Source organism: Mannheimia sp. ZY171111, from assembly GCF_017750945.1.
Taxonomy (GTDB): domain Bacteria; phylum Pseudomonadota; class Gammaproteobacteria; order Enterobacterales; family Pasteurellaceae; genus Mannheimia; species Mannheimia pernigra.
Genome location: NZ_CP046532.1, coordinates 142,081 through 161,256, shown reverse-complemented (window position 1 = coordinate 161,256; position 19,176 = coordinate 142,081). Strand labels below are relative to the sequence as shown.

The following is a 19,176-nucleotide window of genomic DNA, read 5'->3' as shown; positions in this document are numbered from 1 at the left end:
GAGTTAAGCCCTAATCACTTCCACACCACCCATATAAGGTCTTAACACTTCTGGCACAGTAATTGAGCCATCGGCATTTTGGTAGTTTTCAAGCACAGCCACAAGCGTACGTCCCACTGCTAAACCTGAGCCGTTTAAGGTATGCACTAAGCGAGTTTTTTTGTCTGATTTTGCTTTGCAACGTGCAGCCATTCGGCGCGCTTGGAAATCCCACATATTTGAGCAAGATGAAATTTCACGGTAAGTGTTTTGCGCTGGTAGCCACACTTCTAAATCGTAAGTTTTTGCTGAACCGAAGCCCATATCGCCTGTGCAGAGTAACACTTTGCGGTATGGTAAGCCTAAAAGTTGTAATACTTTTTCCGCGTGGCCTGTTAATTCTTCTAAGGCTTCCATTGATTTTTCAGGAGCAACGATTTGCACCATTTCCACTTTTTCAAATTGGTGCATACGAATTAAACCACGCGTATCACGCCCGTAAGAACCCGCTTCAGAACGGAAGCACGGTGTGTGGGCGGTGTAGCGTAATGGCAAGGTTTCTTCATCAATAATTTCATCACGCACTAAGTTTGTGACAGGCACTTCAGCGGTTGGAATTAAGCTATATGAGCGCTGTACCTCGTTCGGATCTTGCCCCATTAATGGTTGTGTGTGGAATAAATCTTCGCCGAATTTGGGTAACTGACCTGTGCCGAATAATGAATCTTGGTTCACTAAAAATGGTACGTTGGTTTCTATGTAGCCGTGCTGTTCGGTGTGCAAATCTAACATAAATTGCGATAACGCACGATGCAAACGAGCCAGTTTGCCTTTCATTACCACAAAACGGCTAGCGGTTAATTTCACGCCTGCGGCAAAATCTAAACCGTTTAACGCTTCACCTAGTGCTACGTGATCTTTCACCTCAAAGTCAAATTGACGAGGCTCACCCCAGCGAGAAATTTCTTGGTTTTCGCTGTCATCTTTACCTAATGGAACTTCTTCTGCGGGTAAATTGGGTACAGATAATAGTAATTCACGGATTTGGTTTTGGACTTTGTCTAATTCTACTTTTGCTGAGTCTAGTTCGTTACCCATCGAATCCACTTCAGCTAAAAGGGCTGAAATATCTTCGCCACGTGCTTTAGCGGCACCGATATTTTTAGAACGGGCATTACGCTCAGCCTGTAAAGTTTCAGTTTTTACTTGCAGGGTTTTACGTTGTTCTTCTAACGATTTCACACGCTCAATATCTAAAATGAAATTACGTTTAATTTTTAATATTTCTGCAACTTCTTCTAGGTTGGTACGCAGTAGATTCTGGTCTATCATATTAATTTCCTTAATTTAAAATCTATTAATGGATAAGGTTTATCCACGATTCGCATTTTTCATAATACGTTGTTTGGCGACTTGCCATTCACGATCTTTAATATCTTCACGTTTGTCGTGTAGCTTTTTCCCTTTTGCTAAGCCAATTTTCACTTTCGCCCACGCATTTTTCCAATACATTGAGGTTGCTACAACGGTGTAGCCTTCACGATTGACTTTTCCGAAAAGTGAATCTAGCTCACGTTTGTTTAGCAAGAGTCTGCGGGTGCGAGTTGGGTCACTCACGATGTGGGTTGATGCCATATTAAGTGGCGTAATCATCGCGCCAAATAAAAAGGCTTCGCCGTTGCGAAAAATGACGTAACTGTCGCTGATATTGCCTTTTCCTGCTCGAAGTGCTTTTACCTCCCAGCCTTGTAGTTCAATCCCTGCTTCAATTTCATCTTCAATGAAATATTCGTGTCTAGCACGTTTATTTAATGCAATCGTATTCGATGCTGCTTTTGGTTTTTTTGCCATAATTTTAGAAAGTGTTAAAAATTTATTTGAATTCTACCCTAAACGAGCTAAACAGTGAACAGCGAAAGGAGGGAAACCTTTGCAAGCGGTCAAATTTGCTGAAAAATTTGCAAAAAGCGTGTGTTTTATTATCCACTTTGCTGATGGCTAGACGTGCGAGCATAGCGAGTAAAAAATTCATAAAAAATGACCGCTTGTGGTTACTCAAACATATCCGCAAGTAAAAATTGTAATACCGAATCCATTCGTAAATGTGGAATAGATTGGTCAAACTCAATCCGTTTTGGCTCAAATTGATCGAACTCAAAATGGTTAAATTGCCAATAATTTTTATCTGGCAATCGGCTTGGCACTGTGCCAGGGTAGAGCGTCACTTGTTTTTTATCGCTTGAGCGGATACCTCGAATTGCTCGCAGAGTCTTATCGTTTTGCGTGACTTTTACCGCATCGGTTGCTTGAATTGCAGAAATGGCTAAATAACCCGTTTCAATGCCATTAAATTCGGCGTGTCTGCCCCCTTCTTGTACAAGTTGTCGCATCAGGCTTTCTAAGTTTGGTATTTGATCGCTTGTGATATGGTCAGCTTTCGAGGCAATAAATAGTAGCTTGTCGATATTTGAAGAGAAAAGTCGGCTAAATAGCGAGCGATTACCGTAATGAAAATGGTTGAAAAGCTGCTGTAGCCCTAATTTCATTTCCATAAATTCATTATAGCCATAATTTAATGGTGTGAGGCAGTCGGCTAGGATCACTTGGCGGTCGAATGTTGAGAAATAATCTTCATAAAATGGTCTCACAATTTTTTTCTGGTAATGCTCATAACGTTTTTTTAGTGTATGGAACAGGCTGTTTTTATCGCTTTGCTCTAGCTTTTCCCATTCTGCTTGGTTTAAATCTAACAGTGGAAAAAATTGGAAAACGGGAGCACCTTTTGAATTTTCTGTTGGCAACACAAATCGCCCTGGCTGAATATATTGCATTCCCTCTGCTTTACAGGCGAGTAAATAATCGGTGTATTGCTGGCTTAAGTCTGCGAGCAAGTTTTCGTTTGTTTTTGCAAAAAGATCGACTTTTTTGACCGCTTGTAACCAAGGTTGAGCCAATTCGAAACGTTTATCTTTATGTACCGCTTGCTGGGTTTGTGACCACTCTTTATATGAAAGAGAGAGTAGTGGTAAATCCAATAGCCATTCGCCAGGGTAATCAAAAATATCCAGATATAGCGTACTTGTTTCTTTAATATGGCGAAGTAGGGAGTGTTGGCGTTGGTAGCGAATCGCAAGACGAATTTCACTAATGCCAGTGGTTGAGTTTGGCCAGTAAGGCGGATTAGCTTCAAAAGATTGGCGGTTTTTATCATATTCAAATCGAGGAATGGTTAAATCGCCCTGTTCTACCCGCTTTACCGAAATAATTTGCCCATTGCGAGCAGGGGCGAATAAATGCAAATGGGCGTTGCCCGCTTGATTAATGTGTAAAAGCTGATCAATCAGGCTGGTAATAAATGCTGTTTTACCACTGCGGCTTAACCCTGTAACAGCAAGGCGTAAGTGATTATCCAACCCACGTTGAACAAAGTTATTCAGTTTATGATGAATTTTAGAAAACATTTTGCAACTTTTATTGATAAAATAACCGCTTGATTATACAACGTTGTGGGGCTGTGTTAAATGGAAAACAAAAATCCAGCAGAAATTGAGCTGAAAATTATGCTCAATAAATCTAACATTCCGTTCATTAAAAATTGGCTGAATAGCTTAGAACGGTTTGAGTTAATTGAGCATAAATCTCAACTATTAGCGAATTGTTATTATGATACACCTGAGCAGTTTTTTGCCTCAAAACAGATGGGGCTGAGGGTGCGTGCATACAATCATCAATTTGAAATGACGCTTAAAACACAAGGCGAAATAGTTGGTGGCTTACATATTCGCCCTGAATATAATTTAGCACTTTCAAAAAATGATCCCGATTTTCTCGCTTTAGTTAAAAAATTTAATTTGCCTTTTGAGAATGCCAAACAGATTGCCGATAGTTTACAAGTGATGTTTAGTACAGATTTCATTCGTGAAATTTGGTTATATAAAGTAGGAGAGTCTGAAGTGGAGGTGGCACTTGATCAAGGTTTGATTAAAAACCAATATGGTAAAGAAGTTATTTGTGAATTGGAGTTTGAAATTAAACAAGGTAATTTAAGTGATTTATTGCTCTTAGTGGACACTATGCCACAAATTGATGGAATGTGGCTCAGCGGTTTAAGTAAGGCTCAACGTGGCTATTTGAGTGGACAAGCGGTTAAATTTGAACAAAAAATTGCCAATGCAATGCAACAAGAAAATAGTTATCAGCTAGAACAAAAGTTGGCTGATTTTATTCGAATAGGGGGTGAAAATCGTGCTGTTCTGGCACGCTTTAATCAATGCACCAACCAGCAATTTGATTCTTGGCAGCAGGCAAAAGAATTTGTAAAAAGTAAAGGCTATTTTTTATCCAATTTGGTGGCATTGAAAAAACGAGAATATGCCTCATAATTTATTCATTTTTCATTTTCTCCGATATTTTGTGTTTTTCTCGTAATTGATTAGCAATAATTTGAATTGCCTCTCCTGCACTGATGCCTTCTGCCATCAGCTTTTGAACGTCTTCCACGGCTGCTTGTTGTTGCTCGTGGGTAAGTGATAAAAGTGAATTATCCATAATGTTCCTTTTAGTTTAAGGGTGGGAGGTTCCAGTTAAAAAATGCGAAGAGGGTTTGCCATTGCTTATCAAGCGGTGCAATTATTTCAATTTTTTGCAAAGTTTTTGGGTGCTGAAATTGTAACTTATGGGCGTGTAGCATTAAACGACCTACACCTGATTTTTCGCTCAACGCACGGTTTTGATGGAGATCACCATATTTACTGTCGCCCATAATAGGATGAAAAAGATGCTTTAAATGGCGGCGAAGTTGGTGTTTTCTGCCTGTTCGGGGATATAATTCTACCAAGCTATAACGTGCATTTGAATGTTTTCCCGCAGGGAAAGGCATTTCAGCAGTAGCTAAGCCTTCATAATCAGTAATAGCCTCTTGAGCGGCTTTTTCTTGCGAAAATTTATCGGCGATTTTATCTAAAACCACTTTGAGCGGATAGTCTATTCGTGCTTTTCCTCGCAAATAACCACGCACAATCGCTAAATAACGTTTTTGTACTTGATGTTGTTCAAATTGCTCACTCATAAGCCGTGCCATTTCGCTATTTAATGCAAAGAGCAAAACACCAGAAGTAGGGCGATCAAGCCGATGAATTGGGAAAACGTGTTGCCCGATTTGATCTCGCAACGTTTGCATAGCAAAAATAGTTTCGTGCTTATCAAGCCAGGAGCGATGAACCAGCATTCCGGCAGGTTTATTGATCGCTATGATTTCATCATCTTGGTATAAAATTTCAAGTTCCATTCGTTTAATCTTTTAATAATTGCTCTAATTTTAATATCGGTGCTGAAATGGTGGGAAGATAGTCTTCATTCTTCAATGCCTCTTCCAAATAAGGCGTAATGGCAAAATTGCGAGGCAAATTTGCATTAGCTTCTAAAATTGCTCGCATTCTTGGAATAAAGATCCATTGTAACCATTGCGTGGGGGTTAACGTGTCTAGGCAAAATGGTTGTTGATTGGCTAAGGCTTCTTGGCTTGGGGGTGTGGCTTCCCAAAGCTGATGAATATGAAGAGCGATTTCTAAGTCAGATAAATGTTGTTTAACTTTTGCGTTTATTTCGGGAGATTTCATTTCAGTTTCACTTGTTAAATGCGTTTTTTTCAGTAAAAATAAGGGCAAATTCTACCATTCAAACTTACTTCTCTCTAGGAATTTATATGCAAGATTCAGATTCAACTCATCAGCCAACTATTTTACAAAAAATCGTACAAGATAAAGCGATTTGGGTGAAGCAAAAAGAGCACGATTTTCCACTAAGAGAGTTTCAGCATAAAATTGTGAAAAGTGAGCGTGATTTTTATGCTGAATTAGCTAAAGGTACGCATCAAGAACCAGCTTATATTTTAGAATGCAAAAAAGCGTCTCCATCAAAAGGGTTGATTCGAGCTGAGTTTGATTTAAATCACATTGCATCAGTTTATAAAAATTATGCGAGCGTGATTTCAGTTTTGACCGATGAGCAATATTTTCAAGGCGATTTTCGCTATATCGACCAAGTAAAACAGCAAACTACACAACCAATTTTGTGCAAAGATTTTATGATTTCGCCTTATCAGGTTTATCTCGCTCGTTTTTATAATGCCGATGCGATTTTGCTGATGCTCTCTGTTATTGATGATGAAACTTACCGTGAACTTTCTGCGTTAGCTCACGAGTTAGGAATGGGTGTTTTAACCGAGACCAGTACAGAATCGGAATTTAAACGTGCGTTAGCCTTGAAAGCGAAAGTGATTGGCGTGAATAACCGTGATTTACACACGCTGAAGATTGATATGAACCGAATTGTTCGCTTGGTAGAAAAATATCAAGATCACATTCCTGCCGATGTGTGTTTGATTTCAGAGTCGGGCATTAATGATCATCATCAGATAAAACGCATTAAGCCTTATGTGCATTCCTTTTTAATTGGCAGTAGTTTAATGGGAAATCGTGATCTGGATAATGCCGTGCGTGCGGTTATGTTCGGGGAAAATAAAGTGTGCGGTTTAACCCGAGTACAAGACGTAAAGGCGGTTTATGAGCAAGGTGCATTATACGGTGGCTTAATTTTTGCAGAAGGTTCTCCTCGCCAGCTTTCATTACGACAAGCACAAGAATTGGTGGTAAATGCTCCTTTGTGTTATGTAGGCGTTTTCCAAGATCAAGCGGTAGAATTTGTAGAAAAAATTGCAAAACAGCTTGAATTATGTGCAGTGCAGTTACACGGTTCAGAAGATGAGAAATATATCGCCGAATTGGCTGAAAAATTGGGCGATAAAACGCAAATTTGGAAAGCATTATCGGTAGATCTTGACGCTGAACACATTGAATTTACCGATAATCCAAAAATTACTCGCTATGTATTAGATAGTAAAGTCGCAAATCAACAAGGTGGCACGGGTACCATATTTAATTGGTCATTAATTCCAGCTGCATTAAAACAGAAAGCGTTATTAGCTGGTGGAATTAATGCAGAGAATATTGAAGAGGCTTTGCTCCAAGGCTGCTTAGGCGTAGATTTAAATTCAGGTGTTGAAAGTGCTAAAGGTGTAAAAGATTTTGCAAAATTAACCGCTTGTTTTACGAAAATTATTCACGCGTAGCGACACTGCGAATCAAAGTGTGTTAGAATAAAATCGTTTTTAACAATAACTAACAATGAGGGTTTATATTATGGGGACTTTGGGTTATTCAATGCTAACAGTGGTGTTTTCACTAAGTATGATCGTATTTTTAGCCTACAATATTTTCTAATATTTATTCTATTATTAAGACACGGAAAATCCTTTGATTTTCCGTGTTTTGTTTTGAGGGATATATGTCTAAACTCACTTTTGCCTCGCTTTCATTTAATGCGGCAAATACGCCTGTTTCTGAGCAATTTGATGATATTTATTTTTCCACCCAAGATGGCCTAGCAGAAAGTCAGTATGTGTTCCAAGAAGGAAATCAACTTTGGGAAAAATGGCAATTACATTTAAGTGAGGCTTTTGTGATTGCTGAAACGGGTTTTGGGACAGGCTTAAATTTTTTAGCCGTTGCTGATAAGTTTCAGCAATTTCGAGCGGCTTTTCCAGAAAATCAACTTAAGCGCCTTTACTTTATTTCGTTCGAAAAGTTTCCTTTAACTTCAACGCAATTAGATGAGGTTCATAAACATTATTCGCAATTTGCCATATTATCTGAAAAATTAACCGCTTGTTGGCAGCCCCGCCAGAGCGGTTGTCAGCGTTACCATTTTGACAATATCTATTTAGATGTATGGTTTGGCGATATTGCAGAAAATTTACCACAGTTGGGCGATTTATATAATTCTAGTGTTGATGCTTGGTTTTTAGATGGATTCTCACCAGATAAAAATCCTGAAATGTGGAATGAGCAGCTTTACAATCAAATGTTTCGCTTAAGTTCTCAGGGCGGTAGCTTTGCGACTTTTACGGCTTCAAGTGCAGTGAGAAAAGGATTACAAGCGGCTGGTTTTGAGGTGAAAAAACGCAAGGGTTTTGGCAAAAAACGTGAAATGCTATTTGGCGAAAAACCGCTTGATAGCATAATTTACGCCCCCAATTACCCCTATTTTTATGCAAAAAATGAAAAAGTAGATGATGTGGCAATTATCGGTGGCGGGGTAGCAAGTTTATTTGTTGCGTTATCGCTCTTAGAAAAAGGCAAACAAGTGACGCTTTATTGTAAAGATGAAAATGTTGCAATGAATGCTTCTGGCAATTTACAAGGTGCGATTTATCCACAGCTGAGCGATGATGATGAGCGTAATGTCAGGTTTTATATCCATAGTTTTGATTATGCGTTGCAGCGATTGGCACAATTAAAAAGTCAAATTGAGTTTGAATATAATGCAAATGGCGTAGCACTTTACGCCTATGATCATAAAACAGCGAAAAAATTGGAGAAAATGGCAGAGCTGACAGAGGATGAGACACTGTTTACACTTTGCTCAGCCACAGAATTAAGCGAGAAATTAGGTTTAAAAGTACCAAATGGAGGTGCTTTTATTCCACAAGGTGGTTGGCTCTCACCAGTGCAACTTGTGAGAAATGGTTTTGCTTGGCTTGAAGATAAAGGCTTGAATATTGTACTTAGCCATAAAGTGGAAGCGTTACATCCTTCTCAAGGAAAGTGGCAATGGCAGATGAATGGAAAAACATTTCAACATCAAGCCGTTGTATTTGCCAATGGTCATACGCTCAATGAATTTAGCCAAGCCAATGGTATTCCGCTCTATCCTGTTCGAGGACAGGTAAGCCAAATTCCAACCACAGCGGAGCTGCAAAAACTAAAATGTGTGGTTTGCTATGATGGTTATTTAACGCCAAAATCGACATCAGGCACCCATTGTCTTGGGGCAAGCCATATTCGTGATAATGCGGAAATGGATTTCAGTGTAGCCGAACATGGTGAAAATCTTGCAAAACTTCAGCAAAATGTAACCGCTTGTAGCTGGACGGATGGGGTTGATTTATCTGAAAACAGGGCGAAAGTTGGCGTTCGAGCAGCCCTTAGAGACAGAGTGCCGATGGTGGGGGCAATGCATCATTTTGAGCAACAAAAAATACAATACGCTAACTTGTATAACCAATTAAGGCGAAAGCAAGCGGTTGAAACTGCGGATATTTTTGCAAATTTATATATGGTTAATGGCTTGGCTTCTCGTGGCTTAACTACAGCCCCGTTATTAGGAGAACTGTTAGCAAGCCTAATTGCGAATGAGCCAGTACCCATCAGTGAAGATATTTGGCATAATTTAAGTCCAAATCGAACTTGGATGAGAAAATTATTAAAAGGTTCAGCGGTGGGATAAAAAGCAAATCCCGAAATTTTATTTTCGGGAGTTTCATTTTTGGATTAGCGAATAATACCACGTGTTGAGCGTTTGAAGAACTCTTTGAAAATGGCAATAGCAGGCTCATTTTCTGCAATTTGTTCAATTTCTACTAAGCCTTCTTCTAATGTTTTACCGCTAGAATAAATCAACTTATACACTTTGCGAATTGCGTGTAACGTTGCTTTATCGAAACCTCGGCGTTTCAAACCTTCAAGATTAATACCAAATGGACGAGCGTGATTACCTTGTGCCATCACATAAGGTGGGACGTCTTGGCTAACCATTGAACCTCCGCCTAACATAGCATGTGAGCCGATTACCACAAACTGATGAATAGCAGACATGCCGCCTACGATGACGAAATCATCTAACGTAACGTGTCCTGCAAGGGTGCCATTATTGGCAATAATACAACGATTGCCAATAGAACAGTCGTGAGCAATGTGGGTGTTGATCATCAATAAGTTGTCATCTCCAATCTTAGTTACACCACCGCCTTGCACGGTGCCACGGTGGATCGTGACACTCTCACGAATACGATTACGGTTGCCTATCATTACTTTTGTTGGCTCACCTTGATATTTTAAATCTTGATTGATTTCCCCAATGCTCGCGAATTGGAAAATATGGTTGTCTTCTCCAATCTCAGTTAGACCATTTATAACAACGTGAGAGTGAATTTTGGTTCTGGCACCGATTTTTACATCTTTACTAATCACCGTAAAAGGACCAATTTCAACATGAGCACCAATTTGTGCCCCATCTTCAATAATAGCAAGTGAGTTAATCTTAGCCGTTGAGTCAATTAGACGCATAGTTTAGCTCCTTTATTTTAAGCTAGTTAATTATTTACGGCGAGCACACATTAAGTCTGCTTCACACACTAATTTGCCATCAACGTATGCTTTACCAGTGAATTTAGTAATACCACGCACTTCTTTTAAAAACGCCACTTCAAGTTCAAGTTGATCGCCTGGCACTACAGGGCGTTTAAAACGAGCATTATCAATTGCTGCAAAATAATAAAGCTCATCTTCACTTAATTTACCATAGGTCGCAACTGCTAATACGCCTGTTGCTTGAGCCATTGCTTCAAGAATTAATACGCCTGGAAAAATCGGTGCATTCGGGAAATGTCCAGTAAAACAAGGCTCGTTAAAGGTTACATTTTTAATTGCTTTTAACCATTTGCCTGCTTCGTAATCAGTTACACGATCAACTAAAAGAAAAGGGTATCTATGTGGTAGCATACCCATAATTTCGGTAACTTCAATAATTTTTGACTCACGATTTTTAGTTGTAGTTTCTGTCACTTTAAGACCTCTAAATAAAATTAATCGTTAAAACGTTTTTCAAGTGATTTTAAACGTTTATTCATTTCATCAATATTCATCACTAATGCGGCAGTTTTACGCCACTCTTTATTGGTTTGTAGCGGAATACCTGATGAATAAATACCTTTTTCTGTAATCGGCCTCATCACCATTCCCATACCAGTAATAATTGCACCGTCGCAGATTTCCATATGACCGTTGATAACGCTAGCCCCTCCAATCTGGCAAAAGCGACCGATTTTTAGGCTACCAGCCATAATGACACCACCTGCAACGGCGGTGCCAAAGCCAATATGAACATTATGTGCGATTTGGCAAAGGTTATCAATAATCACATTATCTTCAATGACCGTTGGATCTAACGCACCTCTATCAATACAAGTGCAAGAGCCAATTTCAACACGATTACCAATAATTACCCCGCCAGTTTGTGGGATTTTGATCCACTGACCTTTATCGTTAGCATAGCCAAAGCCATCGCTACCAATAACAGCAGATGATTGAATGAGACAATCAGAGCCGATTTGAACGTTATGATAAACCGAAACATTTGCCCAAAGCTGGGTTCTTGCTCCAATTTTACTATTTTTACCTACAAAGCAGCCTGCACCTATTATAGCACCATCGCCTAATTCTACACCGCTTTCAATGACAGCGTTTGCTCCAACAGAAACATGATTGCCTAATTTTGCTTGAGATGAGATCACAGCACTTGGGTGAATATCTGTAGCTGCTTTGGGGGAGGAATCCATATATTGTGCAATTAATGCGTAGGCGACATAAGGGTTAGCGACAATAATTATATTTTGATCTTCACGACAAAACTCAACATCTGCTGGGCTAACAATGATTGCACCTGCATTGCAAGCGGTTAAATTTTCCCGATATTTTGCATTTGAGATAAAGGTAATTTGAGCACTATTTGCTTTATTTAAAGCGGCTATACTTTGAATAGCCAAATCGGCGTTACCCCTAAGGGTACCGCCGATATGCTCCGCCAAATCAATTAAACGGAAATTTCCCATTATTTTTTCACTTTTTCTTGCTTCGTTGCTTCAGTTTTAGTTTCTGCTGGTTTTTCTATTTTGATATCAGGGTGTTTTTTCACAATAGCTTCAAGTACCGCCTCAGTGATGTCTTTGCTTTCATCCTCAGCATAAAGAGCGATTTGTGGTTGAAGCACTAAAGTATAGCCTTTAGATTTTGCAATATCTTTAATCGTGGCATTAACTTCATCAATAGCTTGTTTTTGTGCTTCTTGTGGGTTAATACCGCCATTTTCTTTATTTGCTTGCTCAATTTTTTTCTGGAACTCATCTGCTCGTTTTTGGAACGCTTCTGCTTTTTTTGCAAATTCCGCTTCACGTTTTTGAATCGCTTCTACTTTCTTTTGGAAAGCATCTGCTTCTTTTTGGATTGCATTTTGACGAGTTTGAATATCTTTTGAGCGTAAGCGAGGCGCTTCTTTTTCTAATGCCGCCACTTTCTTTTTAATAGATTCTTCTACGGCTTTTTGCTCATTTTGTAATTTTTGTGCATCAGCGTTAATTTTGTCACGTTCAGCAGTTAATTCTTTATTTTCTTCAGCTAATTTTTTATCATCTTCTGCAAATTTTGATTGGCTTTCTTTTATAAATTTATTGAATTTTACCGTGGCATCTAATAATACAGGGTGGTTTTGTAAAACGTAAGTCGGATCAACAAAACCGATTGTATCAGCGGCAGTAGCCATACCAGTTGCACTTGCTAAAGCAATTGTTAAACTTGTTGTTTTAAATAATTTTTTCATAGGTTTTCCTTTTTAAATAAACGTTTAAATAAGCGATCAATTTGCAAATTTCATCACATTTTTGACCGCTTGCACTGAATTAGAATGAGCTACCGATATTAAATTGGAATTGCTCAATTTCATCATGCTCATATTTGCGAATAGGTTTTGCATAAGAGAATGATAATGGTCCAATCGGAGAGAGCCATTGGAACGCTACGCCTGCGGAAGCACGGAAACGTTTGAAGTCACCATAATTAGGTAATGTTGAGTATTCTGTTTGTTTCCATTTTGTATTCCAGGCAGTAGCAGCATCAACAAATATAGAGGTTCTTACATTATGTTGATATTTATCGCTCACAAAAGGCGTTGGTGTAATTAATTCTAAACTTGCCGCAGCTAAAGCGTTACCACCAATAATCTCGTTTTTCACATTATCAAATTTGTTAGATTGATTATTATAGTAAATTGCTTTCGGTCCAATTGCTCCATAAGAGAAGCCTCTTAAGGTGCCAATACCCCCTGCGGTGTAAAGTTGATAGAATGGAACCTCTTTGCCACTAAAACCATTAGTGTAGGCTAGGCTTGCTTTAGTTGAAATTACCCATTTGTGTTCACGATTTAATGGGAAATAGTTTCTAAAATCTGCACTTACACGATAGTATTTATTATCAGACCCTGGAATAGTAATTTTGCCACTAAGACTTGCAGCGGTTCCTTCAGTTGGGAAATAACCTCTGTTTAAGCTGTTATAGTTCCAACCTAGTGAGAAATCGAAATCATCTGCTTTGATTTTGTCATAGTAGCTTGAGCGAGGATTAAACTCAAAGTTCATTGATTTTACATATTTTTCACGCGTATATTCACGAGCTGCATTTTTGATTTTATCGTGCGTATAACCTAACCCTAAGTAGTATGAGTTATTTTCATTTACAGGGAAGCCTAGTGTGCCGTTAATGCCGTAAGTTTGGCGTTTATATGAAGTAACGTTATCATTTTTTGAGTTATTGTAATCTTCATAGAACGCATTACCACCTAAACTCACGCCATCTTTTGTGAAATAGGGTTCGGTATAACCTAAGTTAATGCTTGTGCCATAGTCATTACGGTTACCATTTAAGCTAATAGTTGAGCCCATACCCAAGAAATTATCTTGCTTAATCCCAGCTTGATAGCTAATACCATTTTCTGTACCGTAACCGATACCGAAGTTAATACTACCCGTATTACGCTCTTTGATTTTATATATAATATCAACTTGGTCTGAGGTGTTTTCTACATTTTGCATTGACATATCAACACTTTCATAGAACCCGGTTCTTTCTAAGCGAGCTTTACCTAGTGAGGCTTTATTTGTTGATAACCAAGCACCTTCTTGCTGACGCATTTCACGGCGTAGAGTGGAGTCTGCGGTTATATCATTGCCCTCAAAACGGATTTTACGTACATAAATTCGACGACCTGCATCAACGACAAAGCTGATTTTAACGCTGTTATCGGCATCATTAAATTGTGGGTAAATATCTACTTTTGTAGAACCATAACCAGCATCGCCTAAAATTTGTTTAATATCTTCTTCGATTTGCGTTAAATCAGCTTTACGGAACCGTTGACCAGCTTTAAAACCTTTTAATAACGGATTTAATTTATCGTCCATATTGGCTGTATTACCAACAATACGCATCTCACTGATATTATATTGTGAACCTTCATTTAATTTATAAGTAAGGTTTACTTCAGTTTTATCATTATTAAATTGTACGTCGGTGCCTTCAATCACAAATTTTGCATAACCACGATTTAAATAGAAATCTCTTAATGTTTCTAAATCTTTTTGGTAGGTCGCTTGCTCAAATTTACTACTTTCAAAAATATTCCACCAAGAAACGTCGGGTTGAATATCTAAGTTTTCTAATAATTTTTTATCAGAGAACGCATTATTTCCTTCAAATTTAATTGTCTTGGCTTTTGCAACATCGCCTTCATCAATTACTAATTTAACATTAACACTGCCTTGCGCATTATTTGTTACAACCGTATTGATTTTTGCCAAATAACGACCAGTAGCGTTGTAATGTTCAATCAAACTCTCTTTAAACGCATCTAATTTTGCTGCGTTGAAAATTTCACCTTCATTGATTAAGTTTGCTTTTAAATTTTGTTCTAAAGCTTCTTTGGGGATAGCTTGGTTGCCCTCAATTTCTACTTTACTGATAATTGGTTTTTCTGCCACCTTGATAACAAGGGTATTGCCTTCTCGTTTTGCGCGCACATCGGCAAAACGTTGTTGGCTAAATAAGTGACGAACAACATTAGATACATCATTATCTGTGGCGGTTTGACCTACTCTAACAGGGATAGACGAAATAATAGCTGCACCTGTTGTTGGCTGTACGCCTTCAACACGAATATCTTTAACTACGAAAGGTGCAGCAACTACACCATTAGCAATTAAAAGAGAAGAAAGTAATAATTTTTTCATTGAAATTATCCTATAAATCTTTTGCAAGATGATTGCAAAAATGTTTGAAAAATAAACCGCTTGTTAAAAATGAATAATGTCATTTATAAAAGCAAAAAACATTAACCCTAGCACAAATATAATGCCGATTTGTTGAAATAACATCTGTACTTTTTCTGATAATGTTTTGCCTCGAATAGCTTCGACTGCTAATAAAATCAGTTGTCCGCCATCTAATGGCAAAATTGGAAATAGATTCATTACTCCTAAATTAACACTGATTAGTGCCATAAAACTTAAGTAATAAATCCAGCCAATTTCAGCCGTTGCCCCAGCCCCCTTTGCCATTGAGATAGGGCCACCTAAATTTTTAATCGATAAATCACCAGAGATTAAATTACCGATAAATTGTAGTATGGTTTGAATTAAAGACCATACTTTTTCAATACTTTTAGAAAATGCAGTAATAATATCATATTTTAATTCGGTGCGATATTTATCTGCAAGTCTTTCGTATGTTGGTACGATGCCAATAATATAGCGATTATCTCGTTTTTCAGGTTGAATTATTAGTGTCTTAATTTGTCCGTTTTGTTCAATTTGGAGTTCAATTAAATCACCATTTTGTACAGACTCTATTAAAGTTGTCCAATCGAAAGGTTGTTGGTTTACTTTTAGAATCCTATTTCCTGATGCTAAGCCTGCTTTTTCTGCGGGTGAATTTTCGATAACCTCTTTTATTTCAGCCATTATTTTTGTGCTTTTAGGCCGAATACCTAATGCGGTTAGTGGGTTTTCTTTGGTACTATCAATCTTCCAGTTGGAAAGATCTAATTCATAATGCTGAACAGCTTGGCTATCATAGAATCGCCCCTCTAGTTGAATGTTCTTATTTCCTACTGATCCAACTAATGCCAAAGAGGCACTTTCCCAATCTTGAATATTTTGATTATTGATTTTAGTAATTTCTAATTCAGTAGGTAGTTTGGCTTGTGCTGCAATGGTATTAGGCAAAACTTCACCAATGACAGGCTTGATAGTAGGAATACCTGAAACAAATACTACCCAATAAGCCAATATCGCAAAAATAAAGTTTGCAGCTGGGCCTGCAAAAATAATAAACGCACGTTGTAAAACAGATTTTGCGGCTAATGATTGTTCTGGTGTGGCATTAACCTCTTTCTCGCCATTCCACATTTGAACATAACCGCCTAATGGAATTAATGAGAAAGCAAATTCTGTCCCGTGCTTATCGGTTTTCTTAAATAGCACTTTACCAAAGCCAATAGAAAAACGAGTGACTTTCACACCGCATTTACGTGCAGCCCAGAAATGTCCGTATTCGTGCACGAATACCAGTACGCAGATTAAAACAAAAAAGGCAATAATTGAGGTCATATCTTATAGCAAAAGAAAGTTATAGTACAAAAAAGAAGAAGGTAGCAAAAAATGGAATCGCTGCTGTTAAGCTATCAATGCGATCTAAAATACCACCGTGCCCTGGAATGAGATTGCTACTATCTTTAACACCAGCTTGACGTTTAAACATACTTTCAGACAGATCGCCTAGTACAGAAATGGCTACAGTTGCAATAGAGACTAAAATAAATGGAGTAGTCGCTAATTCTCTACCGAATACATTAGTTGGCGTAAGTTGAAGGAATGCGAAAGCGATTACACCAGAAGTGAATAAACCACCCAAAACACCTTCCCATGATTTACCTGGAGACACCTTGGGAGCAAGTTTTCTTTTGCCAAAAGCTCGTCCAAAGAAATATGCACCTGAATCAGCACTCCAAACTAATAAGCAAACATAAAGGAATAAATAAGTACCTTGATAAGGATTAATGTGGTAATTGTAGAAACGTAATGCTAATGCACCAATTAAAAATGGAATTAAAGTTGCAAAACCAAATAAAAATTTAGCTACTACTGATTTTTCCCATAATTTTGCGGAATTTGGGTAAGTAATTACTAAAATAAGAGCAATTAGCCACCATATACAACCAACAAAGAGAAGGGGAGCGGTTTCATCGGTAATAAAACGTGTAGCACGAATATAATCGGTATTGGCAACTATCGCAAACAGTAATAAACAAATGGTTACGAGTGCTACAATAGCTCGTGGTACAGAGCGTTTAAAACCTACAAATTGAGCCCATTCCCACATTCCAGCCACAATAATAGCAGATAGAGCTAACGTTAATGATAACGGAGAGAGCCAAAAAATAGCGGCTAATACCGCAATAATCATAATAATTGCCGAAATTACACGTTCTTTAAGCATCGTATTTCCTTTTAGATTTTTTAACAACCACCAAATCGGCGTTCACGTTGTTGATAAGCCAAAATTGCTTCAGTAAATGTGTTTTCATCAAAATCTGGCCATAAAACAGGGCTGAAAAAAAGTTCAGCATAGGCAATTTGCCATAATAAAAAGTTGCTGATTCTTTGTTCTCCACTGGTTCTAATGAGTAAATCAACCTGAGGTTGGGTTTCAGTTGTTAAATGTTGTTGAAAAAGTTCAGCGGTGATTTGTGTTACATCAATCTGGTTTTCTTTTACCTGCAATGCTAATTTTTGCGTAGCTTGAACAATGTCCCAGTAGCCACCATAGTTTGCAGCAATATTTAAAATAAGCCCACTATTGTTTTTGGTTAATTTTTCCGACTCAGCAATACGCTTTTGTAAACTTTCACTAAAGGCTGATTTATCGCCAATAATATTCAAGCGAATATTATTTTTATGTAATTTTTTTACTTCAGAATCTAATGCTTTGGTAAAAAGTGACATTAAAGCCGATACTTCGGGTTCTGGTCTGCTCCAATTTTCACTACTAAAAGCATAAAGTGTTAAAACGTTAATCTGATGTTTAGCTGCAAAACCTACCGCAGAACGAACCGCTTTAACACCATTTTGATGCCCGAAAATGCGTAATTTGCCTTTCTTTTTAGCCCAGCGACCATTGCCATCCATAATAATTGCAACGTGTTTTGGCATATTTTGAGGATCAAAGTTCACAGGTCCACTCACTAAAATAATAGAGATAAGATAAAAATGGCACTAACTATACCATAGGATAAAGCGTAGTGGAATTAACAAGCGATATTTGCACAAGTTTTTATAAAAAAATGAAAAAACTTAATGATTGTCATCAAATTGTCATAATTGTTTTCTACACTTAGTCACGCAACAGCAATTTAATGTAAGGAGAATTACTATGCTAATGCGTCAGACTAAAAAAGTAATGTTATTAGGTTCTATTTTTGCCTCAGTGGCAGTGGCTTCTCACGCACACACTATTACAGGAGCTGGGGCATCATTCCCTTATCCGATTTATGCGAAATGGGCTGCTTTATATGAAAAAGAAACGGGTAATAAAGTCAATTATCAATCAATTGGATCGGGCGGTGGTCAGCAACAAATTATCGCAAAAACCGTTGATTTTGGGGCATCTGATGACCCGATGAAAGCAGAGTTATTACAACAACATCAATTATTACAATTCCCTGCCATTATTGGTGGCACAGTGCTAGTGGTTAATATTCCTGGTATTAAAGAAGGTGAATTAACACTTTCTGGCGATTTAGTTGCTCAAATCTATCTGGGCAAAGTAGCTAAATGGAATGATGCAGCCATTCAAAAATTAAACCCCAATTTAAATCTGCCTGATAAAGATATTCTAGTGATTCATCGCTCGGATGGTTCTGGCACCAATTTTGGTTTTACTAACTACTTATCTAAAGTATCAAGTGAATGGAAATCAACAGTCGGTGAAGGAAAAGCCGTGAAATGGCCAAAAGGACACGGTGGTAAAGGTAATGAGGGGATTGCAGCCTATGTTCGCCAAATGAAATATTCTATCGGTTATGTGGAATATGCTTACGCAAAACAAAACCAACTTGCGTGGACAGCATTACAAAATCAATCAGGTGAATTTGTTCAGCCGAACAAGGAAAGTTTTATGGCGGCAGCAAGTAATGCGAAATGGAATGAAGCAGAAGGTATGGGCGTGATTCTTACCAATGAAGCTGGCGAAAAATCTTGGCCGATTACCGCAGCAAGTTTCATCTTAATTCATAAAAAAGAGGGCAAGCCTGAAGCAACGCAAAATGTGGTGAAATTCTTTGATTGGGCGTTTGCAAAAGGGCAGCGTGTGGCAGAAGAATTGGATTATGTGCCAATTCCTGAAGAGGTTGTAAAACGCATTCAAGCTAAATGGAACGCTGAATTGCAAAAATAAGGAAAAAAACGACCGCTTGTAT

The 19,176-nt window shown here is 38.1% G+C and carries 18 protein-coding genes; 4 read left to right on the top strand and 14 right to left on the bottom strand.

Annotation, left to right across the window (positions count from 1 at the left end):
• Positions 1-3: 3 nt before the first annotated feature.
• The 3 genes from serS to GM698_RS00735 form a co-directional block, all read right to left on the bottom strand.
• The gene (gene serS, locus GM698_RS00745; RefSeq protein WP_209289481.1) at positions 4-1,311 is read right to left on the bottom strand and encodes a serine--tRNA ligase; all 1,308 of its coding nucleotides are present in this window, start codon (positions 1,309-1,311) and stop codon (positions 4-6) included.
• A 39-nt stretch (positions 1,312-1,350) separates the two neighbouring features.
• Positions 1,351-1,830 (bottom strand): SsrA-binding protein SmpB, encoded by a 480-nt coding sequence (gene smpB, locus GM698_RS00740; RefSeq protein WP_176808315.1) that lies wholly within the window; start codon positions 1,828-1,830, stop codon positions 1,351-1,353.
• Between the two features lie 200 nt (positions 1,831-2,030).
• A complete protein-coding gene (locus tag GM698_RS00735; RefSeq protein WP_176808316.1) occupies positions 2,031-3,440 on the bottom strand; it encodes a YcjX family protein in 1,410 nt (469 codons plus the stop codon).
• 60 nt (positions 3,441-3,500) lie between these two features.
• Here GM698_RS00735 and GM698_RS00730 point away from each other — a divergent pair, with 60 nt between their 5' ends.
• Entirely contained in the window at positions 3,501-4,361 is an 861-nt protein-coding gene (locus tag GM698_RS00730; protein WP_176812471.1) for an inorganic triphosphatase, read from the top strand.
• Between the two features lies 1 nt (position 4,362).
• Here the strand turns inward: GM698_RS00730 and GM698_RS00725 are convergent, their stop codons facing one another.
• From GM698_RS00725 to GM698_RS00715, 3 genes are read right to left on the bottom strand one after another with little or no spacing between them, the layout of a single operon-like run.
• Positions 4,363-4,527, bottom strand: coding sequence for a YoaH family protein (locus tag GM698_RS00725; RefSeq protein ID WP_209289480.1), 165 nt, complete (start codon positions 4,525-4,527; stop codon positions 4,363-4,365).
• Positions 4,528-4,537: 10 nt separating this feature from the next.
• Positions 4,538-5,266 carry a tRNA pseudouridine(65) synthase TruC gene (gene truC / locus GM698_RS00720; protein WP_209289479.1) on the bottom strand — a complete coding sequence of 243 codons (729 nt, stop codon included), beginning with the start codon at positions 5,264-5,266 and terminating at the stop codon, positions 4,538-4,540.
• Positions 5,267-5,270: 4 nt separating this feature from the next.
• Positions 5,271-5,582, bottom strand: a complete 312-nt coding sequence (locus tag GM698_RS00715; RefSeq protein ID WP_176809015.1) for a YqcC family protein — start codon at positions 5,580-5,582, stop codon at positions 5,271-5,273.
• Positions 5,583-5,683: 101 nt separating this feature from the next.
• On the opposite strand from GM698_RS00715, the gene trpCF reads away from it, so the two are divergent.
• A complete protein-coding gene (gene trpCF, locus GM698_RS00710; protein WP_209289478.1) occupies positions 5,684-7,108 on the top strand; it encodes a bifunctional indole-3-glycerol-phosphate synthase TrpC/phosphoribosylanthranilate isomerase TrpF in 1,425 nt (474 codons plus the stop codon).
• Positions 7,109-7,323: 215 nt separating this feature from the next.
• On the top strand, positions 7,324-9,324 hold the full coding sequence (gene mnmC, locus GM698_RS00705) for a bifunctional tRNA (5-methylaminomethyl-2-thiouridine)(34)-methyltransferase MnmD/FAD-dependent 5-carboxymethylaminomethyl-2-thiouridine(34) oxidoreductase MnmC (protein WP_209289477.1): 2,001 nt from the start codon (positions 7,324-7,326) through the stop codon (positions 9,322-9,324).
• A 44-nt stretch (positions 9,325-9,368) separates the two neighbouring features.
• Here mnmC and lpxA read toward each other — a convergent pair whose 3' ends face one another.
• The 8 genes from lpxA to uppS all read right to left on the bottom strand — a co-directional run bounded on the left by lpxA (position 9,369) and on the right by uppS (position 17,932).
• Positions 9,369-10,163: an acyl-ACP--UDP-N-acetylglucosamine O-acyltransferase gene (lpxA, locus tag GM698_RS00700; protein ID WP_209289476.1), complete on the bottom strand. Its 795-nt coding sequence runs from the start codon at positions 10,161-10,163 to the stop codon at positions 9,369-9,371.
• Positions 10,164-10,193: 30 nt separating this feature from the next.
• Complete coding sequence (gene fabZ / locus GM698_RS00695) at positions 10,194-10,661, bottom strand: 3-hydroxyacyl-ACP dehydratase FabZ (RefSeq protein ID WP_176808322.1); 468 nt, start codon at positions 10,659-10,661, stop codon at positions 10,194-10,196.
• Between the two features lie 20 nt (positions 10,662-10,681).
• The gene (gene lpxD / locus GM698_RS00690; RefSeq protein WP_209289475.1) at positions 10,682-11,707 is read right to left on the bottom strand and encodes a UDP-3-O-(3-hydroxymyristoyl)glucosamine N-acyltransferase; all 1,026 of its coding nucleotides are present in this window, start codon (positions 11,705-11,707) and stop codon (positions 10,682-10,684) included.
• Positions 11,707-12,471 carry an OmpH family outer membrane protein gene (locus GM698_RS00685; RefSeq protein WP_176812475.1) on the bottom strand — a complete coding sequence of 255 codons (765 nt, stop codon included), beginning with the start codon at positions 12,469-12,471 and terminating at the stop codon, positions 11,707-11,709. The genes lpxD and GM698_RS00685 overlap by 1 nt, the downstream gene beginning before the upstream one ends.
• 79 nt (positions 12,472-12,550) lie before the next feature.
• The gene (bamA, locus tag GM698_RS00680) at positions 12,551-14,932 is read right to left on the bottom strand and encodes an outer membrane protein assembly factor BamA (RefSeq protein WP_176809880.1); all 2,382 of its coding nucleotides are present in this window, start codon (positions 14,930-14,932) and stop codon (positions 12,551-12,553) included.
• A gap of 63 nt (positions 14,933-14,995) precedes the next feature.
• Positions 14,996-16,309 (bottom strand): RIP metalloprotease RseP, encoded by a 1,314-nt coding sequence (gene rseP / locus GM698_RS00675; protein WP_176809881.1) that lies wholly within the window; start codon positions 16,307-16,309, stop codon positions 14,996-14,998.
• A gap of 19 nt (positions 16,310-16,328) precedes the next feature.
• On the bottom strand, positions 16,329-17,198 hold the full coding sequence (locus tag GM698_RS00670; protein ID WP_209289474.1) for a phosphatidate cytidylyltransferase: 870 nt from the start codon (positions 17,196-17,198) through the stop codon (positions 16,329-16,331).
• Positions 17,199-17,218: 20 nt separating this feature from the next.
• On the bottom strand, positions 17,219-17,932 hold the full coding sequence (gene uppS / locus GM698_RS00665; RefSeq protein WP_256437771.1) for a polyprenyl diphosphate synthase: 714 nt from the start codon (positions 17,930-17,932) through the stop codon (positions 17,219-17,221).
• Between the two features lie 205 nt (positions 17,933-18,137).
• On the opposite strand from uppS, the gene pstS reads away from it, so the two are divergent.
• Positions 18,138-19,154 (top strand): phosphate ABC transporter substrate-binding protein PstS, encoded by a 1,017-nt coding sequence (pstS, locus tag GM698_RS00660; RefSeq protein WP_371739916.1) that lies wholly within the window; start codon positions 18,138-18,140, stop codon positions 19,152-19,154.
• Positions 19,155-19,176 lie beyond the last annotated feature (22 nt).